At 41.3% G+C, this 23,746-nt stretch carries 21 protein-coding genes; 11 read left to right on the top strand and 10 right to left on the bottom strand.

From position 1 onward, the window contains the following. Positions 1 to 109 precede the first annotated feature (109 nt). Positions 110 to 592 carry a DUF4168 domain-containing protein gene (locus HUN01_RS12080; protein WP_181931474.1) on the bottom strand — a complete coding sequence of 161 codons (483 nt, stop codon included), beginning with the start codon at positions 590 to 592 and terminating at the stop codon, positions 110 to 112. 109 nt (positions 593 to 701) lie between these two features. Continuing rightward, a complete protein-coding gene (gene holA, locus HUN01_RS12075; protein WP_181931473.1) occupies positions 702 to 1,691 on the bottom strand; it encodes a DNA polymerase III subunit delta in 990 nt (329 codons plus the stop codon). 216 nt (positions 1,692 to 1,907) lie between these two features. On the opposite strand from holA, the gene HUN01_RS12070 reads away from it, so the two are divergent. Continuing rightward, positions 1,908 to 2,696, top strand: a complete 789-nt coding sequence (locus tag HUN01_RS12070; RefSeq protein WP_181931472.1) for a DUF1868 domain-containing protein — start codon at positions 1,908 to 1,910, stop codon at positions 2,694 to 2,696. A gap of 171 nt (positions 2,697 to 2,867) precedes the next feature. Here the strand turns inward: HUN01_RS12070 and HUN01_RS12065 are convergent, their stop codons facing one another. Then, positions 2,868 to 3,653: an RDD family protein gene (locus HUN01_RS12065; protein ID WP_181931471.1), complete on the bottom strand. Its 786-nt coding sequence runs from the start codon at positions 3,651 to 3,653 to the stop codon at positions 2,868 to 2,870. A gap of 45 nt (positions 3,654 to 3,698) precedes the next feature. Further along, positions 3,699 to 4,544, bottom strand: coding sequence for a hypothetical protein (locus HUN01_RS12060; protein ID WP_181931470.1), 846 nt, complete (start codon positions 4,542 to 4,544; stop codon positions 3,699 to 3,701). Positions 4,545 to 4,624: 80 nt separating this feature from the next. Here HUN01_RS12060 and HUN01_RS12055 point away from each other — a divergent pair, with 80 nt between their 5' ends. The 3 genes from HUN01_RS12055 (at position 4,625) to HUN01_RS12045 (ending at position 6,702) form a co-directional block, all read left to right on the top strand. Continuing rightward, entirely contained in the window at positions 4,625 to 5,578 is a 954-nt protein-coding gene (locus HUN01_RS12055) for a stage II sporulation protein M (protein ID WP_181931469.1), read from the top strand. A 30-nt stretch (positions 5,579 to 5,608) separates the two neighbouring features. Then, positions 5,609 to 5,950: a hypothetical protein gene (locus tag HUN01_RS12050; RefSeq protein WP_181931468.1), complete on the top strand. Its 342-nt coding sequence runs from the start codon at positions 5,609 to 5,611 to the stop codon at positions 5,948 to 5,950. A 182-nt stretch (positions 5,951 to 6,132) separates the two neighbouring features. Continuing rightward, a complete protein-coding gene (locus HUN01_RS12045; protein WP_181931467.1) occupies positions 6,133 to 6,702 on the top strand; it encodes a Uma2 family endonuclease in 570 nt (189 codons plus the stop codon). A 68-nt stretch (positions 6,703 to 6,770) separates the two neighbouring features. Here HUN01_RS12045 and HUN01_RS12040 read toward each other — a convergent pair whose 3' ends face one another. The 5 genes from HUN01_RS12040 to ssuD all read right to left on the bottom strand — a co-directional run bounded on the left by HUN01_RS12040 (position 6,771) and on the right by ssuD (position 12,207). Continuing rightward, on the bottom strand, positions 6,771 to 7,718 hold the full coding sequence (locus tag HUN01_RS12040) for a D-2-hydroxyacid dehydrogenase (RefSeq protein WP_181931466.1): 948 nt from the start codon (positions 7,716 to 7,718) through the stop codon (positions 6,771 to 6,773). 142 nt (positions 7,719 to 7,860) lie between these two features. Further along, complete coding sequence (locus tag HUN01_RS12035) at positions 7,861 to 8,808, bottom strand: D-2-hydroxyacid dehydrogenase (protein WP_181931465.1); 948 nt, start codon at positions 8,806 to 8,808, stop codon at positions 7,861 to 7,863. A 395-nt stretch (positions 8,809 to 9,203) separates the two neighbouring features. Next, positions 9,204 to 9,974: an ATP-binding cassette domain-containing protein gene (locus HUN01_RS12030; RefSeq protein ID WP_181931464.1), complete on the bottom strand. Its 771-nt coding sequence runs from the start codon at positions 9,972 to 9,974 to the stop codon at positions 9,204 to 9,206. 141 nt (positions 9,975 to 10,115) lie between these two features. Continuing rightward, positions 10,116 to 10,943: an aliphatic sulfonate ABC transporter permease SsuC gene (gene ssuC / locus HUN01_RS12025; protein WP_181931463.1), complete on the bottom strand. Its 828-nt coding sequence runs from the start codon at positions 10,941 to 10,943 to the stop codon at positions 10,116 to 10,118. 115 nt (positions 10,944 to 11,058) lie between these two features. After that, a complete protein-coding gene (gene ssuD / locus HUN01_RS12020; RefSeq protein ID WP_181932663.1) occupies positions 11,059 to 12,207 on the bottom strand; it encodes an FMNH2-dependent alkanesulfonate monooxygenase in 1,149 nt (382 codons plus the stop codon). A gap of 662 nt (positions 12,208 to 12,869) precedes the next feature. Between ssuD and HUN01_RS12015 the strand changes: the two genes are divergently transcribed. The 3 genes from HUN01_RS12015 to HUN01_RS12005 all read left to right on the top strand — a co-directional run bounded on the left by HUN01_RS12015 (position 12,870) and on the right by HUN01_RS12005 (position 16,375). Then, positions 12,870 to 14,435, top strand: coding sequence for a hypothetical protein (locus tag HUN01_RS12015; RefSeq protein WP_181931462.1), 1,566 nt, complete (start codon positions 12,870 to 12,872; stop codon positions 14,433 to 14,435). 221 nt (positions 14,436 to 14,656) lie between these two features. Continuing rightward, complete coding sequence (locus HUN01_RS12010) at positions 14,657 to 15,367, top strand: TVP38/TMEM64 family protein (RefSeq protein WP_181931461.1); 711 nt, start codon at positions 14,657 to 14,659, stop codon at positions 15,365 to 15,367. Positions 15,368 to 15,370: 3 nt separating this feature from the next. Beyond that, on the top strand, positions 15,371 to 16,375 hold the full coding sequence (locus tag HUN01_RS12005) for a glycosyltransferase family 2 protein (protein WP_181931460.1): 1,005 nt from the start codon (positions 15,371 to 15,373) through the stop codon (positions 16,373 to 16,375). Positions 16,376 to 16,399: 24 nt separating this feature from the next. Here the strand turns inward: HUN01_RS12005 and HUN01_RS12000 are convergent, their stop codons facing one another. Next, positions 16,400 to 18,130 carry an iron uptake porin gene (locus tag HUN01_RS12000; protein WP_181931459.1) on the bottom strand — a complete coding sequence of 577 codons (1,731 nt, stop codon included), beginning with the start codon at positions 18,128 to 18,130 and terminating at the stop codon, positions 16,400 to 16,402. A gap of 821 nt (positions 18,131 to 18,951) precedes the next feature. On the opposite strand from HUN01_RS12000, the gene HUN01_RS11995 reads away from it, so the two are divergent. The 4 genes from HUN01_RS11995 (at position 18,952) to HUN01_RS11980 (ending at position 23,730) form a co-directional block, all read left to right on the top strand. Then, a complete protein-coding gene (locus HUN01_RS11995; protein ID WP_181931458.1) occupies positions 18,952 to 20,571 on the top strand; it encodes an FAD-dependent oxidoreductase in 1,620 nt (539 codons plus the stop codon). Next, a complete protein-coding gene (locus tag HUN01_RS11990; protein WP_181931457.1) occupies positions 20,568 to 20,897 on the top strand; it encodes a 4Fe-4S dicluster domain-containing protein in 330 nt (109 codons plus the stop codon). Before HUN01_RS11995 ends, HUN01_RS11990 begins: the two co-directional genes overlap by 4 nt. A gap of 19 nt (positions 20,898 to 20,916) precedes the next feature. Continuing rightward, positions 20,917 to 21,972 (top strand): ABC transporter substrate-binding protein, encoded by a 1,056-nt coding sequence (locus HUN01_RS11985; RefSeq protein ID WP_181931456.1) that lies wholly within the window; start codon positions 20,917 to 20,919, stop codon positions 21,970 to 21,972. A gap of 240 nt (positions 21,973 to 22,212) precedes the next feature. Beyond that, entirely contained in the window at positions 22,213 to 23,730 is a 1,518-nt protein-coding gene (locus HUN01_RS11980) for an amidohydrolase family protein (RefSeq protein WP_181931455.1), read from the top strand. Positions 23,731 to 23,746: the final 16 nt, after the last annotated feature.

Here is a 23,746-nt window from a genome sequence, read left to right as displayed (position 1 = left end):
AAATGCAAGATAAATCTTTTGTTCGTAGTGAGCGATTTATCACTTTATATAAGGTTCTAAATGACTAGAGCCACTTACTACGAGCTTTGATTTAATGAAGCCTTTCTACTTACGGAGATTCAGGAGTTTGTTGCAGGCGTAATAAGGTATTGTAAACCTGCCGTTTTAACAGATTGTTATTTTGTAGTTCTATAGTAATTTTGTTGAACTGATCAATGCTTAAACCATTATCTTCGACAATTTTTTGAGAGCGAGTACAGTAATTTACTGCGATATCTTGAGCTTTTCTGGGAAGACCATTTATGCTGTTAGAGTCGTTACAAACAATCTTAGGAATTTCTCCATTGCCAATCAGTTTTTTAATTTCTTCAAAGGCATTTTGACGTGCTGGCTCCATTGCTAGCACGGCTTGAGCGTAGTTGTTGATTTCAGTGTTATTAACTATTGGTGGTGGAGTTTGAGCGTAAGCTTGTGAACTCAGTGAAAAAGCGTTGGAAATCACACCCGCAGTGGCGATCGCGCCAAAAAAGAATGAATGATAAAGGATTCGCTTTCGGCTAGATCGGGAAAATAAATCGGAAATTTTCTTCATATAGTATGTGACACAGAACTACATCAGGGATATTATAAGGACTTTGAATTATTTTCGGAGTTGGAAGTTCCAGCAACTGCTCAATACATCAAGTTTTTATATTTGATTGTCAATTTCCTCGGCATACTTGGCAAAGTTCGATTATTTTAGTCTGGAGTGTTGACATTTCTGATGCTCCTTGCTTGAGGCTCACTTCTAACTCCAATAGCAGGGGTAAGCAATAGATTAACTGTTGCACAGAAAGTAGCCTGATTTCTTGCTGTAAGAAGTAGATCCGTTTGGGATTACCAATATCAGCAGCCTTAGCGATCGCTTGTTGATTGCGCTCACCACTTTCTATCATAATCTTGACCCATAGCCAGGTGCGAAATTGTCCAATCAGTGTGGCAACTATCCGTAATCCCGGTTCGGAAGCATTGCTCAAATCTGCCAAGGTTGTCAAAGCTTTAGCTGTATCTCCTGTTCTAATTGCTGCTGCTAATTGTAAGCTATTTTGAGTAGTATTTCTTACTAACTTTGTAACAGTATCTACGTCTAAAGGCTTATTGCTACCTTGGGCATATAGCCGCAATTTCTCTAACTCATTGTAAAGAAGTCGTGTATCATTTCCGACGGATTCTGCCAACAACTGGGCAGTATTGGCAGTCAGTTTCACACCCACAGTCTGGGCTGCTTGATTAACAGATTGCACCAGTAATTCTGTTTTCCAAGGGGGAATGAGGGGAAATTCTCGGAATTCGGTAGCAAATTGTTTTAACAATTTTGTGGATTTGAGCCGTTCATCTGGCTTATTGCGGCTGGTGAGCAATAAAAATGAGTTTTCGGGGATGACAGGTAGCGATCGCCCCAATTCTGCCAACACGTTCTCTGGACAGTGCTGACACAGGGTTGTATTTATCAGCCATACCAAGCGTCCACCAGCGCCAAAAGTGGGTGTCATGACTTGATTTAACCCCTGGATAGCAGCATCAGCTTGCTCTGGGGGGAATGCAGTGTAATTAAAACTTATCCAGTTGGGATCGAGGACGCGATCGCGCAAAACAGCGATCGCCTTTTCCATTGCAAAATCATCCTCACCCCAGTAAACATAGATTGGCATAGATAAATCTCATAATAGATGGGCATTGGGCATGGGGCATTGGGCATGGGGCATTGGGTATTGGTTATTTATTTCTCCCTTATCCGCCTCTCTGCCTCTTTCCCATGCCCAATCCCCCATTCCCCAATCCAAAAAACTAAATACTTTTAAAATCATTCTGTTAATCGGGGTAATTTTCCCTAAAATCTATCAAGTGAGAGCGTGAGGCTATAAAGATTGGACGACAACTATCAAACTTACTTAAATCGGTTAGCACGACTGACGCTGCCAGAAGCCTACAGATCCCAAGCCCAGCATATTCAGGAATCTTCTAAATTTCAGCCACATTCTGGGTTGAGACAAGCAGCGTCCTTTCCTGGCTATACGCTAATTACACCGCCGGCAGAAGAAGAATCACAAAACTCTGCTTTCTATACCAAATTACAGACTTACCAACAGGAACTTTTGCAGTTACCTGTAAACCGTGATTTGATTGTACCTCTAGCTCCTGCTAGCTTCCACGTGACTTTAGCAGATTTAATTTGGGACAGTGCTTACCTTGACGCCTGCGAAAAAAATCCCAAATTTGACGAGGAGTTACACTCTTGTTTAGCCGAAACCTTTCAGCAATATCAACAATTGATGACAAACAAGAGTCATCCGATTAAATGGCAAATGCTGGGGCTGATACTGATGCCAAGAGCTATAGCCGTTTGTTTAGTACCTCAAGATGAACGTTGCTACGAGGAAATTATTAAATTTCGCCGAACAATTTATCAAAATCCCAAGTTAATGGCCTTGGGTATTGAGCAGCATTATCATTTTACAGCCCACGTTACATTAGCCTATTTTGGGGAGGTTTCATCTGACTTAGACCGCGTAAGTTTCAGCACCATGCTTTCTCAATTGAATGAAAAATGGCTGTTGAATTTGCCAGAATTCTTGATCAATCGCGTCGAATTGCGAAAGTTTGACAACATGACACGCTATTATCGTGAACCAGACTGGCCGATTTTAGATTTTTGACCTTAGACAAGCATTAATCTGAACAAAAAATCTCAGAATTCAGCATTCAGCAGTCATATAGTAATCCTATTTGATTTGTAACAATTGCAACCGACAGATCCCCGACTTCTCAAATAAGTCGGGGATCTTGTTTTTCCCGAATTATTCAAGATTGCTATAGTTTTTTCTCGTTTAAAATTCTGGTTGCTGATAACCGAGGTAAATAGCTTCTAAAAATACATCAGGTGTTACACCTTCTGGCAACTTTTCTAAATTAATAATAGCTACAACTTGCTCGGCTAACTTTAGAGATAATGAGGCTCTTGCCTTCAATGACAATGCGCTACGCCGCTGCAAATACTCACGAATAACAGCAAAATCATCTGGCATCAATGGTGATAAATCGGCAATTTGTACTAACTCTTCGCGGAGTAACTTTGCCCGTTCTGAAATTGTTAATGTTGGAGATGTAGTGGGTGTTTGGGCTTGAATCACAATTGTACCAGCAGCCAAATCACCTAAGCGCTTTTCATGGCTACCCAACATAATTAAAAAAGCGCCAATAAACAAAGTTTCATCAAAGGGTCGTAGTAAAGCACGTAGTGTTGCTTGTTGTAGCCCGATCAGTCTACCATCATCTCGAACCACGCGAATTTTAGCAAATCGTTTACCAGGAGTTTGTCCAAACCATAAGGTTTCAAAAAATACAAAATACCCGATGTAAATTGCAAAGCCGATCAGGAAGAAAATTGCTATTAACCAAAGTCCTAAATTCTGAGCATTCGTAATCAAATCTTCAAAAAAATTGAACAGTTGAGTAGAAAAGACAGTCCAGGTAAGGAAAAATACAAGCAAGGTTACAGCCAAAACTGTATAGTCAATCAGCAATGCCAAAGCTCGATTACCAATTCCTGCTAGAGTGAATTCCAACTCTACACTTTCTGGAGTCTGGAATGTGATGCGATTAAAAAAGCGCATATTTTAACTAATTAAAAATTAATAGAGTTGGATTAAGGTGTTGAGTTAACGAAAATCTTGCGAGGGAGGTTCTCGTAATTGCAAACCTAGACCTTCACGCCGACTACGCAAGTCTAAGTATAAAACAGCTTTTAGTGCTTGCCAGAATGGCAGAACCAAAATTCCACCTATCAAGCTTCCAATCCAAGAAATAAAATACACAATTGAGTAGATAGTAGAACCTGGCTCAAGATTTATTAGGAATAAGCTAGGTATATAGTTTAATACAAACAGCAATGGTAGTGTTACGATAAAAGCAACTAAAACAACGCCCTGAATGCGAAATACTGAAGCTTTAGTTAACTCCCAACTTCTGGCAACACTTTCGCCACCATTGATATTTTCCTCAACTGCTAAGGGCACTTCAGCTATTATCCAACGGGAGTAGAACCAGGTTAGTCCTAATAGCACAAGAACTACCGTTACAATTACTCCCATAATTGTGGCTGTAATGCCTGCACTAACACCTAATATCCCTCCTAGTACTCCTCCGATCAACGCACCTATCAAACCGCCCACGATCGCCATTCCAAAATAAATTACCAGCAAAGATATACCTACTTGGAAACCAACTCTCAAAAATGACCAAAGACGTGGATTAATATGGTTCTTGGCAGTTTGAACACCTTCAGGTTGGTAAATCAATTCTCCAAAAGCCAAGCGTGAAATTAGTCCAGAAATGGCTGCATATTTTGCCCAGCCATAAATCGGAACTAGAATCCACAAGTGAGCGATCGCAGCTAGATTAAGATAAGTCTTCAGATGAGAACGATATAATCGCACCGCAGCACTGACAACATTACCGATACTCAGTGGTTGTATCTGACCGGAAGATCCAAAGTTTTCAGACATAATGGCAAATTTCCCTTGAAATTACGGAGAGGATTTTGAGGCTATCTTAAGCTAAGTTAAATTCAGTGTTCCCAAAATTCATGAATATTCAACGTTGGATTGCGCGACGAGAACCAAATTGGCAGCGTTTGGATGCGCTATTAAGGCAGATAGAAAAAAAAGGGCTAAAGTCCTTACGGGCAGCAGAAATTAGAGAGTTAGCGAGTTTGTATCGTTCCGTAGCAGCAGATTTGGCACGTGCCCGCACTCAGCAAATCGGCAATACTTTGATTCAAAGTTTACAATCTTTAACAACTCGTGCGTACACGCAGATTTACCAAGGTTCGCGGCGACAAGAATGGCAGGCAATTCTAGAATTTTACCGCTGGGGATTACCATCTGTAGTCCAGAAAACATTTGTATACATTGCTGCTGCAACGGCGCTGTTTCTACTGGGGGGATTAGTGGCTTGGTGGTATTCTTGGCAAAACCCCAGCTTCATGCCTTTAATCGTACCTGAAAACTTGATTACCAAGGTACGAGATGAGCAAAAATTATGGATGGGGTCAATTGTCGGCATTGAACCTCTGGCATCCAGCGGTATTATGATCAATAACCTAGCGGTGTCTTTTGGGGCTGTCGCCGGTGGGATCACTGCTGGGCTATACACAGCTTATTTGATGGTATTTAATGGCTTATTAATCGGTGCTGTTAGCACTTTGGTTGCTCAAAATAATCTAGCTTATCCCTTTTGGGCCTTTGTATTTCCGCATGGTTCCTTAGAATTACCTGCGATCTTTTTTGCTGGGGGTGCGGGATTTTTATTAGCAAGAGCAATTTTATTTCCTGGTAAATATCGCCGTGGAGATGCACTAAAATTTTACGGTTCTCAGGCGGTGCAGCTAGTATTTGGGATTGTGCCAATGCTGATTATTGCTGGTGTGATCGAAGGCTTCTTTTCACCTAATCCCAGCGTACCTGATGCCGTTAAATATCTGGCAGGAATAGGCTTATTTGTAATTTTGGTAATGTATTGTAGCCGCAAAAAATCATGAAATGATTAGCAGAAAAATCGTTATTACAAAGTGAAATTTATAGTTTACTGTCTACTTCAGGGTGTTTTTCTCCTCTGGCTAATATGGTGGGGAGTGTTGGCACTTCTATTACCATTCAATGAATATGAAGGGTCAAGCATTCCAATTCCAGATTGCGATACTGATGTTGAATTAGTTGCTTGGCTAAGTATGTGGGTAATATGGTTGACTACAATTATTGTGGTAGGTGTAAGTATTCGTCTCAGGTTTTGGCAGCATCTGAGAATGCTATGGTTCATCAACATTATTGCTATAATTTTTTCACTTAGCAGTATTGTGAGATATCAAGAATTGATTCATTACAGTGAGCAGCTTCAGCAATATTGTAAATAACGGGACATTCCACCCTAAATAATTTAATTATGATTATTTATCCTTTTGGTACTGTATTTTAGCTGCAACCAAACATTAAAGAATTTAGATGGCGGCTAATTGGCAAATTGAAAAAATATTTTAGAATAATGGTAAAGACTAACTAAGTAAATAAATCATCATAAATTGAAGCTAGAATAATCATGGTACAAACATCAAATAAAAGATGTACTCTAGAAGAGTTTCTCGCACTACCAGAAACTAAACCGTATTGTGAATACATTGACGGTCAAATTATTCCAAAACCTATGCCTCAAGGAAAACATAGCACTATTCAAGGAGAACTCTGTCCCACAATTAATTCTGTTATCAAAGTACAAAAAATGGGTTGGGCTTTTCCAGAATTACGTTGCACTTTTGGAGGACGTTCTATAGTTCCCGATGTTGCTGTATTCTCTTGGGCAAGGCTTCCTGTAGATGAAAATGGTGATATTGCTAATACATTTGCCGCAGCACCAGACTGGATAATCGAAATTCTCTCCCCTGAACAAAGTCATACAAAAGTTACAAAAAAAATCTTACACGCTCTCAATCACGGGACTCAAATGGGTTGGTTAATTGACCCTGATGAGCGATTTATTGCTGCTTATCCTGCGAGACAACAACCTTTACCTTTTGAGGAAAATGATTCTGCTTTACCAGTGCCAGAGTTTTGTCAGGGGTTACAGTTGACGGTAGGTGATATTTTTGGGTGGTTAAAGGTGACTCCATAATAAATATTAATCGCAGTAGTTTAGGATTAATGTTTCAGCCCAAGAATAATAGAATACATTCTATTTACTTAGTATCCAGCTTGTTTGTCTACAACATTCCGCAAGGGCTGACCGGTTTGGTAGCGTTTAAGATTGTCGATAAATAGTTCTGCTATGCGCTCTCTCAGACGTGGCGACAAGGCTGAACAATGGGGTGTGATAAAGGCATTCGGTAGCGACCATAAGGGACTTTCCGGTGGCAGGGGTTCGGTTGCAACAGTGTCTAATCCAGCACCCGCAATCCATCCCTCACGTAGTGCGGTGAGCAATGCAGCTTCATCTACTATTGCACCACGAGCAATGTTAATTAAGTAAGCAGACTGGCGCATAGAGCGCAATGCAGATTCATCGATCAAGCCTTTAGTTTCTAGAGTTAATGGTGTAGCGATAACTACATAGTCTGCTGCTGGCAGGAGCGATCGCCACTCATCAGCACCCACAACTTTGTCAAAATTCGGTAGGGGTTCGGGATGGCGGCGACTACCCCAAACTTTAACTCCAAAAGCTTTGGCGCGAGATGCGATCGCTTGACCAATATTCCCAGTGCCGAGAATTAATAAAGTCGCGTCTGCCAACTCCTCAAGAAACACTCCTCTTACCCAAGTGTGTTCATCCTGCAAAGTTTGCAATTTCCGTAAATTCTTGGCGTGATAAAGCATGAATGCCAGTACAAATTCCGAAATTGGAATTGCGTGCACTCCTGCGCCATTGGTAAGGATAATGTCCTTTTGCAAAAAAGTTGGCGTGAGGATGTGATTTACGCCAGCACTCGGTGACTGTTGCCAACGCAACGCGGGTGCTGCTGTGAGTACTTTGTCAAGGGTGGAGGTTTTCAGGTAAAATCCATTGACATAAATTTCTGCATCACTAGGATCACTATCAAGATTACCTTCACTATCCACTTCCACAACATCTATATCAGATGGTAGGAGTGGTTTAATATCAGCAATCAGATGATCGGGTAAAATTAGTTTCATTATTTGCTACTCCTTGATTCCATTTTGGATTTCGACTTCTCTCCGAGACGCTACGCGAACGCTCAGTCGAAGATTTTGGATTGTGCAACCCAATCGGCAGTACCTCTTCATTTTTAATTTTTAATTTTTAATTTTTAATTGTTTAGTATCCCGCTTCTTTGTCTACTACATTTCGTAAAGGCTGACCAGCTTGGTAACGCTTCAAATTGTCGATAAATAGCGCTATTGAACGCTGTTTACTTTTTGGGGAATGACCGGAAGTATGAGGTGTAATAAAAATGTTAGGAAGTGTCCACAAAGGACTTTCTGGTGGTAGCGGTTCTGAATTAACTGTGTCTAATGCTGCACCTGCAATCCAACCTTCTGTAAGCGCTTTTATTAATGCCGATTCATCGACTACGCCACCGCGAGCAATATTAATTAGGTAGGCATGATTTGGGAGCGATCGCAATACAGATTCATCAATAAGTTCTTTGGTTTCTGGAGTTAGTGGGGTTGCAATAACTACATAATCAACCCCTGGCAGGAGCGATCGCCATTCGTCAGCACCTACTACTTTATCAAAATTTGGTAGCTCTTGGGGATGACGACGACTGCCAATAATTCTTAAGCCAAAGGGTTTAGCACGAGCCGCAATTTCTTGACCAATACCACCAGCACCAATAATCAGTAAGGTTGCATCTGTCAACTCTTCGATGGCAAAGCCTCTTTTCCAATGACGTTCGGACTGTAAAGCATATAGTTCTGGCAGGTGTTTGGCATGAGCTAGTATATAAGCGATCACAAATTCTGCGATCGGAATTCCATGTACTCCGGCCCCATTTGTGAGGATAATATCTCTTTTCAAATAAGTTGATGTCAGGATGTGATTCACCCCTGCATTTGGTGCATGATGCCAACGCAGTGCAGGTGCAGCTTCTAGTATTTTATGCAAGGTCGGACTTCTGGATAAAAACCAACTGAAATAAACTTCAGCATCGCTAGCATCCCCATCTAAATTTCCTTCAATATCTACTCTTACAACCTCTGTCTCAGGCGGTAGATGAGGCTCAATGTCAGCAAAGAGATCGAGCGGTAAAATTAATTTCATGGTAGATAACCTCTTTCCTATTTACAATACCATTTCTAAAGAATGCTTCTGTTTCACTACTAAAATACCGACTATTTGCTACTAATACCAATTTTAATAATTACTTTTAATTATAGATGAAATCACTAAAGCAAAAATGCTTCCATTACACTTAGTAGCCTCTTTCAACACTAAAATATACTCAGCTATAATAATCCTAAATCATTCGTGAAAATCTCTCCACTTCTCTATATCTCTGCGGTAACCTGCGGCAAGCCACTCCGCATATATGTTATAAAAAACTATTTTTCCCATATCAGATAATATTGCTATATTAATAATATTAGTTCTCGAAGTAGCCTATTTTACCGCAGCTACCTCAAGCATTATATTAATCAACTAACAAAAGCTAAACTTCAACTACTCAACTGCAACAATTGGTTATTTGGTTGATTACCTTCATTGCTCATTACTCGCTGGAGAACTGTTTCTCTAATATTGACAAATGCTTCGCTACTTCTATCTCGCGGGCGTGAAAGTTTCACAGGTAAATCTAGAGAAATCTGTCCTTCATCAATCACTATCACTCGGTCTGCCAAGGCCACAGCCTCTTCCACATCATGAGTAACCAAAAACGCAGTAAATTTTCGCTCTTGCCATAAGTTCTCAATCAAATTCTGCATTTCTTGGCGAGTTAAAGCATCTAATGCTCCCAAAGGTTCATCTAATAACAACAAACGGGGTTGGCTGACTAACGCTCTTGCTAATGATACCCGTTGCCGTTGTCCACCAGATAAAACATAAGGCCACTCATCAGCCCGATCTTTGAGTCCGACTTTACCTAGTGCCCACAATGCTTTTTCACGCCAATCACCTTGTAAGCCTAACCCTACATTTTGGATAACGCGCTTCCAAGGTAACAAACGGGGGTCTTGAAACATCACTCTTACAGAACCGCTGAGTCTACGCAGTGGTTCTCCATCCAGTAGTATTCCGCCTGAAGTTGTTTTGTCTAATCCTGATACAAGACGCAATAAGGTACTCTTACCACAACCACTTCGTCCGACAATAGCGACAAATTCACCTGCTTCAACTTCTAAATTCAACGAATTTAAAACAGTTTTTTTGCCAAAAGCTTTCGTCAATTCCAAAATACTTAGTTGTGTACCCTGTACATTTGAACTCACTTGCAAAACCTCCTTATTTTAGAACAGTCGAGATTTAATTATTTGATGAGACGTTGAAGGAAGCAAATCACACTCAAAATAAATGAAAGTCAAAAGCTAAAATCAATGATTTTCAACCTTTGACTTTGGTGAATTTAGCATTTATGACCTTTGATAATTGGGGTTCCAAGCCAAGAATTTTGTTTCTAATCCTCTGGCAACAGCATCTGCTAATTTACCCAGCAATGCATAGATCACAATACTCAATACCACAACATCGGTTTGCATAAACTCACGGGCGTTCATTGCCATATAACCAAGACCGGAATCTGCTGCGATCGTTTCTGCCACAATTAGTGTCAGCCACATAATCCCCAAGGAAAAACGGACACCAACGAGAATCGAAGATAAAGCGCCTGGAAAAATGATTTGCCAAAGAAGTTGTGGTGTTTTCAATCCATAGACTTTTCCCATTTCAATCAGTCCAGGGTCAACGCTGCGGATGCCATGAAATGTATTGAGATATAATGGAAAAAATACGCCCATAGACACTAGAAATAATCTGGCTTGATCGCCAATACCAAACCAGAGAATTACCAACGGAATTAATGCCAAATTGGGGATAGTGCGGAGCATTTGCAATGAACTATCTAATAACTTTTCTGCTACACGGGAAAAGCCATTGAGTAATCCCAAACCAAACCCAATACTACCACCAACTATAAAACCAGATATCGCCCGCCCAGCACTAATTCCTATATGTTGAAAAAGTTCTCCGGTGGAGGCTAGTTTAATAGCTGTAGCGATTACACCACTGGGGGCAGGTAAAATTCTGGTTGAGAGGAAACCAGTTCTGGAAGCCAATTCCCAAAGTACTAGCACTAGAACGGGGACAATCCAGGGAACTATGTTCTGGAGTTGTGGGTTTTCTAACACCTTGCTCAGGGATATATTATCGTTGCTCTTGGTGTGTTTAAAAGTAATAGTCATGGAATTCTGGATTGTAGATTGTTCCAAAGGATGAATCTAGAAGTTTCGTCAACTTAATTCGCAATTATGAGTTATTAATTAGTAATTTGCTTTTCAATTACGAATTACGAATTATTCATGAAGCACTCGTTAGTTGTTTTGCAAATTTTTCACTGGTAACTATTTCGCTCACTGTACTCAATACTGGTGGCGTTAGCGATGTAGTTTCCCTCTGCAAAGGTAGGCGTGGAAATAATAATTCAGCAGTGCGATACGCTTCTTCTAAATGGGGATATCCAGAGAAAACGAAAGTTTCTATGCCCAAATTGTGATATTCCAGCATCCTAGCGGCAACAGTGTCGGGATCTCCAACTAGGGCAGTACCAGCACCACCCCGCACTAATCCAATTCCTGTCCATAGGTTGGGGCTAATTTCTAAGGTTTTTCGACTACCACCATGTAATTGACTCATGCGCCGCTGTCCTTCAGAATCAGAATTAGCCAAATTTTTCTGAGCTTTTGCGATCGCATCCTCATCCACATACTTAATTAGTTCATTGGCAGCATCCCAAGCAGCAGATTCGGTTTCTCGCACTATTACATGCAAGCGAATCCCAAAACGGACTGTTCTACCTTGTTCAGCCGCCAATTTTCTGACTTCGGCTATCTTTTGGGCTACTTGTTGTGGAGGTTCTCCCCAAGTCAGGTAAACATCTATATGTTTAGCAGCAACCCGTTTGGCAGCAGCAGATGAGCCGCCAAACCACAAGGGTGGATAGGGTTTTTGAACTGGTGGAAATAAGAGTTTACCGCCTTTGATATTCAGGTAGTTTCCCTGAAAATCAACTGTTTCCCCGCTGACGATACCCCGCCAAACTGTGAGAAATTCATCGGTTAAATCATAGCGATCGTCATGACTAAGATGCAAGCCATCCCCAGCTAGTTGTACAGGATCTCCACCTGTCACCACATTAATTAACAATCTTCCTTTAGAAATCCGGTCAAATGTTGCTGCCATCCGTGCAGCAGCACCAGGGGAAGTAATTCCTGGGCGAATTGCCACGAGAAATTTCATCTGCTTGGTGACAGATATAAAAGCTGCGGCGGTAATCCAAGCATCTTCACAAGAACTACCTGTGGGTAACAATGCACCCGTGTAACCTAAATTATCCACAGCTTGGGCAATTTGCTGCAAATAATCAGGTGTGGCAACACGAGAGCCAATATCTGTGCCTAAATAGCGTCCGTCATGAGATCCAGTAGGAATAAACCAGAGAATTTGCATGTTTGTCAAGGTATGAGGTCTTAAATCTACGATAACTCGACGCAATTACCGTAGATTTTGATTAGCATTTTACAGGAAATTATTTAAAAAACCAGTATAGATTAACGATTCATAAAGAAGAACTTCCCACCAAATTGACTCTTTAGCGGATAATCCTGGCAATCATGACACATCTATAGCAAATATGGCTGTCGTCAAGAATACAAGTTTTGTCTAGAAGCTGATTTTGTAGAACACGCGTTAGGGGCAATACTCTGCGGGTGACGCTCCTTCTCTGCGAGACGCTGCGCGAACGTCGCTACCGCTGCGCTAACGCTGAAAGCGTTCTCGTAATCTACATGAATTGCCTCTACCGTAAAATAAGGGTTTCGGCTATTTTTGCGTAATTTATAAAAGCCTCGCTTTATCAGCAAAGCCAAAAAATTCATGTTAGAAACCAACCATAAAGAAGCAAGTCCGTGAGAGCCAGAGAAAGCGCAGCTAAAGTACACCTAACTGAAAAACAAGCCCAATATTTTTAAGATTTTAGCTCAGAAATAAAGATGTAAATTATACATCTTGAAATGGCTGGTTACTTCCACATCGCCTAATTTAACTTAAAAAATATATTTAAATTTAACTGCCTATGGTAAAGTTTCACTGAGGTTTTATACTAAACAGTTATGAAAAAATACAATAGTACAATTGTATTACTAGCTTTACTAGGGTTAGCTAGTATACTTTTCTTACCGATAGTATATAAAGATACGCCAGGAGAAAGAGATACCTTCCGGATGGTAATGGGTATCATTGACTCAATTACATCTAATAAACCATTAGGAAGCAGTATGCTTTATGGTCGTGATATCTCTTTTGCATACTTTGTTTTATTAGATTTTTTCAGACCAATTTTTCAAACAAATTTGGCTCTGATAATTCCTTTCATGAACTATATAAATGCCTTGAGTGCTATTTTGACGGTTATACCTTTCTTCTTTTTAGTTAAAAGATATTGGGGAACTAGTATAGCTATAGTAGCAAATATATTACTAATGTTTCTTCCAGTTTGGAGGGTAACCAGCCAATACGGACATCCCATGACTGGAGCTGTATTATTCATGTTCATAGGATTAGCCTTGATTGGTTATCGCTCATTCTTAAGCTCTTTGAGATTAGGATGGAAAAAATTAATTTTATGGGATGTATTAATTATTGCTAGTTTTGCTTTATGTTTAATGTTCAGGCTCGATGCAATCCTAATGTTTCCTCTAATTCCAGCCTGTCTTCTTCTAGAAAATTATCCTTTTAAAAAGATTGTTTCTCCTTCGATTTTATATAGTTTTTTTCCAGTAATTATTTTTAAAGTAATGCAATCTCAACTCCCTCCAATTCCAGGGATTGAAAAGAGTAATGGAATAGTTGATCAACTTTTATTATGGAATAATCCTACTAGATACGTTGAGAATTTTTTGTTTGGTAACCTACTTTTTGTGTGGGGCTTAAATCCTTTACTATTTCTGATATTTTTTATATCCTGCATCTATTTGGTGTATAGAAAGAATTATTCATCTCTCTTATTTATCTTACCAACAGTTCTATTAAATTACATATTCTGGTTGCCAAATCCTGCTCCCGCCCGTCATTTTATCTATTTATCTCCTGTTGTAGCAGTTAGTATTGCAATTTTCTTAGCAGATATTTTCCCAACAGTAAAATCATTTGTAAAAAATAATACTAAGAGGGGAGTAGCACTCGCAGTAGTTTTAATATTTTCTGTTTTAATAAGCTTTAAATACTCCTACTCTGCGCCAATGTCAGAGAAATACTCTCACACAGTCAGAAGTTTAGGGAACGAATTACAACAATTAGAACCGAAAGGTCAGCCAATTTTAGTAATTGCCGATACTATTCCGGCAGTAGTTCAAATTCAACTTATATCAAAAGATACAAAAGTTAAATATGAAAAAACAAATGTTTTTACAGACGATGATATTACATATCAAAAACGATCTACTTTTAGACCTAAACCTTTATACATATCCGTAATCGTTGTAGAAAATCAAAAAAATAAGTTTATATGTTATTTCCAAGGTTGGAAATCAAAAATAAATGAAATACAGAGATTTTTGCAAGAAACAGATCAATATCAGAAAGGTTATCTTGTATTAAATATGTTGGATAAAGAGGCCAGAAAGGTTGACGTTGAAGCATCTAGCTTATCTAATAAGTTTGATATTTTAAAATTGTAATTATCAATTTGTTACCTTGTAAAAGAGGGAAAAGATGGGTTTTGGCGATGAGTCTGAAGATTGTATTATCTTAACTGACTAAAGTAACGAATAACGTCACTTAACTTTTTAAGTAATTTATTTACTCTGCTTTCCAAAACCAAGATTTTCACGAATTCAATGAAAGGGCAAATAGAGAGAAATTAGATTGTGTTTAGAAAAAAAGTAGGAGTAGAGTCCTAGTGTGGAACTTAAAAACTGGTGTTTTACTACTCACATTAGGTTGCATCGTTGCGACTGGTATAGCAGTATATCTTCTTGGCGGCGTTGAACCAGAACAAATTCAAGCTTTGCTGAAATATTCTGGAATTTGGGCACCTGTTATTTATGTTGCTTTGTACGTTGTAGCAACCATGTTAGTTTTGCCTTCAACAGTGCTCAATTTGACTGGAGGTGCAATTTTTGGGCCCTGGCTAGGAACTGTCTGGACTAGTGTTGGAGCTGTCATTGCGGCAATCATCGCCTTTGCTTTTACTCGTACTATTGGACGCGAAGCAATTGCAAAACGACTAGCAGGACGTTGGCAAGCAATGGATGCTGAGGTTCGTCGTGGAGGACTTTTTTATATGTTTGCCATACGACTAGTACCGATTATGCCCTATGGCTTGGTCAATTTCGTCGCTGGACTAACGTCGATTAGTTTTAAAGATTATGTTCTAGGTACAACATTAGGAACAGTACCGAGTGTCTTACCTTTTGTACTACTAGGTAGTTCTGGTTTGAAAGCAGTTAAAACAGGTGATTTCTTACCGCTAGTTCTCGCTTTAGGCTTAACTGGAATGTTGGTTGCGGGGTCTACTTGGTATCGAAATCGTCGTACTTTTCCTAAAAAAGCTATAGAAAACCTTAAAAAATCAGACTCATCAGATCACATTAACCCGAATAAGAAATAAACTATGCTACCAAAGTATTCATTTGTTATTCCAATCTATAACGAAGAAGAAATTATTCCCGAACTATACCGTAGACTGACTACAGTAATGAATCGGATGGATGGTCTTGTCGAATTAATTTTAATCAATGATGGTAGCCGCGATCGCTCCCTACAACTAATACGAGACCTCCATCAAAAAGACCCACGCGTTTGCTACTTGAGCTTTGCTCGTAACTTTGGTCACCAAATTGCAGTTACTGCTGGTCTCAATTTTGTCCGGGGTCAAGTTATCGTCATCCTGGATGCGGATTTACAAGATCCACCAGAACTAATTCCCGACATGGTTGAAAAATGGCGACAGGGGTATCAGGTCGTCTACGCTCAACGCAGTCAACGTCTCAAGGAAGGACGATTCAAGCGTTTTACTGCCTACTTCTTTTATCGTCTTCTGAAGAAGCTTGCAGATGTAGATATTCCTACTGATACTGGTGATTTTTGTTTAATGGATCGGCAAGTCGTAGATCTTCTTAATTCTATGCCAGAACGCGCCCGCTATATTCGTGGTTTACGTTCTTGGGTTGGCTTTCAGCAAACAGCAATTCGGTTCGAGCGCGACCCTCGCTTTGCCGGGGAAGTCAAGTACACTTTCAGCAAATCTTTAGCGCTTGCTATCAATGGTCTGGTGTCCTTTTCAATAGTACCACTGCGTTTATCAACCTATTTAGGGTTAGTTGCAGCGGTGGCGGCCATCTTCATGGCTTTATTAGTTTTGTATTGGCGTATTTTTGTCCCCAATTCGCCTTTAACCGGGTTTACGATTATTTTGATGGCAATTTTCTTTCTCGGATCTGTGCAATTAGTCAGTGTTGGTATCTTAGGCGAGTATATAGGGCGCATCTATGAAGAAGTTAAAGCCAGACCCCTCTATACTTTGGCAGAGGTAGGTGGTTTCTATCATAAATCCTCCAACTCAACGAAAAATTCTGACGAGTACCAAATGAGCGTGGGAGACGAGGGCACGAAATAGTTCAATAAAAGAAAAGTCTGTGGGCTAGAAAGTAAAGGTAGTGCGGAGAGCACCTACCCAAATCGGATCGTTGTTATCGTTATGTTCTGGTTTGGTAATTACATAAAAATCTGGAGTAATAGTGATGTTGTCATTTACCCGATAAGTGTAGAAAGCCTCAATGTGTAAAGAGGTACTTGGATCTTCTCGAAGAATCCCAGCGCCACTTCTATAATCACTACTCGTAACTTTAGGTGGTATACCAACGATAATCCCACCTACGTTGCCTTTTTTAAGCAAGTCTGGAAAACCAACTGTGAGTGCAGTATTAATGATTGTTGCATCACTATCACCGCCTCTGTTCTGGTGGGCGCGTGTATAGCCAAACCAACCGCCTAAAGTTAAGCTCCGAGTGGTTCTCCAGTTAAATTGAAATCCGAAGTTATCGGTTGTAGTGGAGTTTTGTTCAAAAGGATTTCTGGCGAAAGCGCTACCTGTACCACCAGTGACGTTAAAATTAGGGTCAGCACCAGTAGTGTTATCAGTATAGTATTTGCGGGCGTAGGTCAGTCCAAAATCTAACTGGCGAGTGGGCGATACGGTTAATTGAGCAAGTGCCAAATTAGTACCATTGAAAAGTCCACGGCCAGGGTTTGGGGCCTGATTATTATCTGCTATGTAACCTAAACTTAATTGCAATTGATCGCTAAACTTATACCCAAGAGCTAAACCAGCACCATCAAAACCTGGTCGATAAACAGTATGGTTGAATGTGGCAAACCGAGAGATCGCACCGTTTAGTCCAGCAATAGCACCATTTAAGGTGGGAGTAAACGTAGCTGGTTGAAGTGCTCTAGGGCCTACCCACACAGTAGCTTTTGAGCCTAATGGGAAACGATATGTTAACTGACTAAGATAGGTATCAGCTCTCCCGTCACCATCAATGGTAAAACGGGTCATCTGGGTTCCTGTAGTCGCCCCCAAGTTAGGAATGTTATTTCCCGCTGTTAACAGAGTGGTTAGTTGATCTCTACCAGTAAAGCTCGTTTGAAAGTTAAGTCTGGCACGATAAGCAAAGAAAGTTTGAGTCCCATCATTTGTATCATCAGCAGCTGTATTATTGGCGCGATCGCCAAATGTATCTGCTACCAAGAATGTTGCATCACCAACTAGTTTGGTAGTTGTCGAAAACTGATTGGCTTCTACCTTAGCTTGACGCGTCTCTAAGGCATCTACCCGTCCACGCAGTGTAGCTAGTTCAGATGCAAATTGTTCTTGGAGTTTTTGCAGAGTGGTTAAGTCTTCCTTTCGCACCAAGTCTCCAGTGCTAGTAACAATCAATTCGTTGAGGCGATCGAGGGCTGCATTCAAACCAGCAGCAAATTCGTAACGAGTCAGCGCCCGATTACCTTTAAATGTACCGTCTGGATATCCCGCAATCACGCCGTAGCGTTCAACTAGTGACTGCAAGGCTTGAAATGCCCAATCTGTAGGTTGAACATCAGAGAGTTGTGATACAGATGTAACTTGCTCTATGCGATCGCTAGGTACTGTTAAAACTGGAACTTTTGATGTGCTATCTGAAGGTTCAAAAGATGATTCAGATGAAGTTCTCTCAGTAATGCCAGTTGGGGTAATCTTGTCAATTGGTATGACTTGCTGTGTTGGTTGTGCTGTCTTTTCCACTTCAGCTGCACTTGCTGCTGAAGACAGGACTACGAGTCCACCAAACAAAGCTGGAATCACTAGCAAATAATTCCACAAAACTTTAGACATAGGTTGTTTTTTCCTCACACAATATCAATTAAATTCCGCTGCTCAATCTTTTTCGGTAGCTACAAGACCTTGTGGAAGAGAGAACATCATATAGTTGGTAGTAAGCACTTCAGTGCTTAAAAGGAAGGACTAAAGTCCTTCCTACGAACCTGTTTACCCATCAATTTAATTACTTAGTTACGCGCATTTTGTAACTTTTAGCTTTTCCAGATTTTTGCCATGAGGCTACTCCCAGAAACCAGATATTCCTGATTCCTTCTATGCCAATACACCTCACCAATTTTTTACCCCCGCTAAGAACAGCTAGGGATTTCGGAATTTATAAACTTTAGACACTAGACAGCCTGTTAGCTACTTTCGCTCTTGCTCGAACCCTGAGAAACTGGTAAGTAGATGCCTTGAGCCGGAATGGGATTCCTTGCTCTTGTTTGGAAAAACTATTAAACAACGGTAAGTCTATCGAAATTAAGTACTTTATGTACTAACATTGGATATTTGCACAAAGCACTAAAAAAAGCAAGTGTCTTAAGATAGATAACTAAGTTTAGTTTACATAACTTTATGTTTGAATTTATTTGCTAAAATGCTTGCTTTTTGCCTAAAACTGTGAAAAGCTTTGTTATGTCATAAACTACGGTTTATCGATCAAGATAAAGTAGTTGCTTGGCGGTGTGGTGGGAATTTGTAAGCAGCCAAAATTTATTCAGGCTACTGGTAGGCCACCAACAAGTAAATAGGCAAACAGATTTCTAAATATTTTGCAGCATCGATGGGGCGAAGACTTGATGCTTAAGACTTTATCGATGGGGGGGAAATTGTAGATGCTGAAGACGTTAACAACCGATTTTGAACTCGACTTAGAAGCAGATGTGCTTGTGATTGGAGGTGGGCCAGCTGGAACTTGGGCAGCTTGGAGTGCTGCATCAAGTGGAGCTAGAGTGATCCTCGTAGATAAGGGATATTGTGGCACAACTGGATGCGCCGCTGCATCTGGTAATGGTGTGTGGTACGTGCCACCCGATCCAGAAGCACGGGAAACAGCGAAGGCAAGTCGGGAATCGTTGGGTGGGTTTTTGTCCGATCGCAATTGGATGGATCGGGTATTGAATCAGACTTATACAAACGTCAATCAGCTAGCAGAGTGGGGTTATCCCTTCCCTACCGATGATGAAGGTAAACCCTACCGGCGATCGCTGCAAGGGCCGGAATATATGCGGCTGATGCGGCGGCAAATTCAACGGGCAGGAGTGAAAATTTTAGATAACAGCCCCGCCTTAGAATTACTGGTTGATGACGATGGTGCTGTTGCTGGTGCAACAGGTGTGAACCGTCAAACAGGTACTAAATGGATAGTGCGATCGCAATCCACAATTATCGCAACTGGTGGGTGTGCGTTTCTTAGTAAAGCGTTAGGATGCAACGTCCTGACAGGGGATGGTTACTTAATGGCGGCAGAAGCAGGTGCCGAGATGTCGGGTATGGAATTTTCCAATGCTTACGGCATCTCTCCCGCCTTTTCTTCAGTCACCAAAACCCTGTTTTATAATTGGGCAACTTTCACCTACGAAGACGGTACTATAATTCCAGGGGCAAGTTCTCATAGACGTTCAGTAATTGCCCAGACATTATTGCAACAGCCAGTTTACGCCATCATAGACAAAGCGGCGGAATCAATGCGGGCATCTATGCGTTTAGCACAGCCCAACTTCTTTTTACCCTTTGATCGTGCAGGTATTGATCCATTTACCCAACGTTTCCCTGTCACCCTGCGCCTAGAGGGAACTGTGCGCGGTACGGGCGGAATTCGGATTGTAGATGAGAGTTGTGCCAGTTCTGTGCGGGGACTCTATGCAGCTGGAGATGCAGCTACACGGGAACTGATTTGTGGCGGATTCACTGGCGGTGGTAGTCATAATGCAGCTTGGGCAATATCTTCTGGCTATTGGTCAGGGAAATCGGCTGCTGAATATACCCGTAGCTTGGGAGAACATAAAACTCAACGACAAGTTAAGGGTGTTGGAGAGGTAGGATTACAAAGTGGGAGCGCTCGCACTTTGGCAACTAATGAAATTATTCAGGCAGTTCAAGCTGAAGTATTCCCCTACGAAAAGAACTATTTCCGTACAGAACAAGGCTTAACCGAATCTTTGGGTAGGTTAAATCATCTTTGGCAAGAACTCCGCAATAGCCAGGTAACATCAGAGAAAGAGCTTCCCAGGGTGCGAGAAGCTGCGGCGATGGTAGCCACAGCGCGATGGATGTACAGCAGTGCCATTGAACGTAAAGAAACTCGTGGTATGCACAAACATTTAGATTATCCAGAACTTGATGCTAACCAGCAACATCACCTAATTAGTGGCGGATTAGATCATGTCTGGGTGAAAAGTCAGCCTTTAAATAGTAAAGAAAAGTCAGAATCCAAAATAGGAGCATTAGTGTGATTGAGTTGGTCAGCGAGTCGCGGTGCATAAAATGTAATATCTGCGTGAACATCTGCCCGACTAACGTGTTTGACCGTGTACCTGATGCACCGCCAACCATTGCCCGCCAGAGTGACTGCCAAACTTGTTATATGTGCGAATTGTATTGTCCAGTTGATGCTCTTTATGTTGCACCAGAAAGCGATATGCAGACTTCAGTCAACGAGGCAGAATTGGCAGAAGTTGGGCTGCTGGGTAGTTATCGTGAAAACATCGGCTGGGGACACAAACGCACCTCAACAGCAAAAGCCGATCAAACATTCCAAATTTTAAAGCAGATGAAATAGTGCGGCGGAGAGAAAAGTCATGCTGTCGTTCACAGTAGGAACAGATTTGATCATTAAAAATAAACTTCCTTCCAGATTATCAACTTCAGTGGCTTGTGTTCTACTGCTACTAACTACAGCATGTAGCCAAGGTGAAACTAAATCGGCACAATCCATTGAGGCTGTTAATGTCAATAACGCTGTCGCTGCAAATAACATTTCTACTCTACGAATAGGCTATGTAGGTAGTTCAGAACCTACAGGCTCACTTGGTTGGGCAAAGAAAAAGGGAATATTAGAGCGTGAGCTACAAAAAATAGGATTTAAAAACATTACTTTTGCGCGATTTCCTAACGGGCCGGATCTCAATGAGGCGCTTGTTGCCGGTCAATTAGATGTTGGCTCTTTAGGCGATACACCAGCCATAGTTTTGAGAGCAAGAGGTCAGGAAACCCGACTGTTGCGGATCAGCCAATTTAATACAACTGCTTGGTTAGTAGCTAAAAAGAATGGCCCGCGATCGCTTGCTGAACTAAAAGGTCAGAGAATAGCTACCCAAAAAGGTTCTTATATGCATCGATACCTATTGGGTTTATTAGCTGAAGCTAAAATTGCCAAAGATGTAAAAGTTGTTCACTTGATGAGTACTGAGGCAAAAGCCGCTTTAGAACGTGGTGATATAGCAGCTTATGCAACCTCAAGTGATATGGGGCCTTTTCTAAAATCAGAAGGGTTCCCAGTGATTGATTCTTCAGCAAACCATAAGGGTTTGTCAGGGACATCATTAGTTGTAGCAACCGAAAAATTTCTGGCGAAACAGCCTGATTTTCCACAAAAGTTTAACGGAATCCTGACAGAAGCAGCCAAGGATTTAAAAGCTAATTCTGAAGAATACTATCAGTACCATGCTCAAACTACTAAGTATCCCCTCGATATCATCAAAATATCGTACCCACTCCAACAAGTATCAGAAGAACCATTACCAGCCGAGGGAGTGAACCTTCTAGAAGGCACTAAGAACTTTTTAGTTTCTCAAGGGTTAGCAAAGTCAAACTTTAAATTAACAGAATGGGTTGCTGAAGAACAGCCTCGTTAACTTTTTTCATCTTATTGTTATAGAAATAATACTCCTCAGTTTGGAGGAAATGTCTACAAGTTTGTGGAGAAGGATATGATCAGCAAAGCTGAATTTTGGGATTTTATCGTTTACTAATTCCGCCACATTTTCTGTAAAGAAAAATCCAACTTCTTCAAAGAATTGCTGTTAAGAAGAAAGTAGACAACCTTCTTAAACAGTAGTATCTACCCAATCCAATTGAAAAATCAGGTAGAACCTATGACTATTGCGTTAGAACGTCCCAGAAAAACTAAGTCTGCTCAAATTCGGGAAAAACTTGGTTATCCGATCATTGATACCGATGTACATACCCAAGAGTTTCCCCCAGCATTCTTGGATTATTTAGAGCAAGTTGGTGGAACTGCGATGCCTACGGCGGGCTACGCCTACGCAGAGCGTTTTCAAGAACACTTACCCGGTGCATCTCGCTCTAAATGGTTCAAGCAATCTTGGGATGAGCGCCGCGCTAACCGCACCGCCCGCCCTCCCTTCTGGACTCGTCCCACTAACGACGCTTTAAATTTGGCCACCATTAGCTTGCCAAAGTTGTTACACGAACGCTTACAAGAAGCTGGTACAGACTTTGCCGTTGTGTACCCCAACTTGGCAACGATGGCGCCACACATCGGCAACGAAGAAATGCGGCGAGCTGTTTGCCGTGCGGCTAATACTTATCACGCTGAGATTTTCCGTCCTTATAGCGATCGCTTAACACCCATTGCTTCCATCCCCATGCATACGCCCGAAGAGGCGATTGAAGAGTTGGAATATGCGGTGAAAGTGCTGGGACTCAAAGCCATTCAAATCCCCGGACATATCCGCCGCCCGATTCCCGCCTTTGAGAAATATGGCGAAGAAGTAGCCAACGAAGCCATCTGGATTGATACCTTCGGCTTGGATAGCAAGTATAATTACGATCCCTTCTGGGCGAAGTGCGTAGAACTGAAAGTTGTACCCACCACCCACTCTTCCGGTATGGGCTGGATAAATCGGCGTTCCATTAGCAATTACCAATACAACCATATTGGTCACTTTGCATCAGCTGCGGAAGCATTATGTAAATCTCTGTTCTTTGGTGGTGTAACTCACCGCTTCCCAACGCTCAAGTTTGCTTTCTTAGAAGGAGGTGCAGCTTGGGGTGCTAGTTTGTATACCGATTTGATTTGGCATTGGGATACCCGCAATAAAGACCATTTGGTAGAAAATAACAATCCCGCCAATATCGATCGCGAAGAACTGTTAGAACTATATACCCGCTATGGTGGTGAATTAGTACATGGTCGCTTGGATCAACTAGGTAGCGGTTTAGGTTTCCACGCTGAATTATTATCTCCCCTAGAACCAGGTGATTTGGATGAATTCGCCGTTGCAGGAGTTACCAAGCCAGAAGATATCCGCGATCGCTTCTTGAATCATTTCTACTTCGGCACAGAATCAGATGATACCCGTGTAGCTCAAGCCTTTAACCGCAAAGCGAACCCTTATGGCGATCGTGTTAAAGCATTTTTGGGTTCCGATTCTGGTCACTGGGATGTACCTGATATTACTGCGATCGCTGCTAATACCTATTCAATGGTAGAACGCAAGATTATCACCGAAGAAGATTTGCAATACTTCCTGTCAATTCATCCCTTGGAGTTGTACACCAGCCTCAATCGTGACTTCTTCAAAGGTACGGCTGTGGAGAAAACCGCAGATGAATTTTTGGCTGGGAAATTAAGGCAAGAGACGCGATAAATCGGCGTCTCTACAA

The sequence above is a fragment of the Nostoc edaphicum CCNP1411 genome (assembly GCF_014023275.1).
Classification (GTDB): Bacteria; Cyanobacteriota; Cyanobacteriia; order Cyanobacteriales; family Nostocaceae; genus Nostoc; species Nostoc edaphicum_A.
Note: the sequence above shows the minus strand (reverse complement) of the source record. Positions and strands in the feature narration are given on the sequence as shown.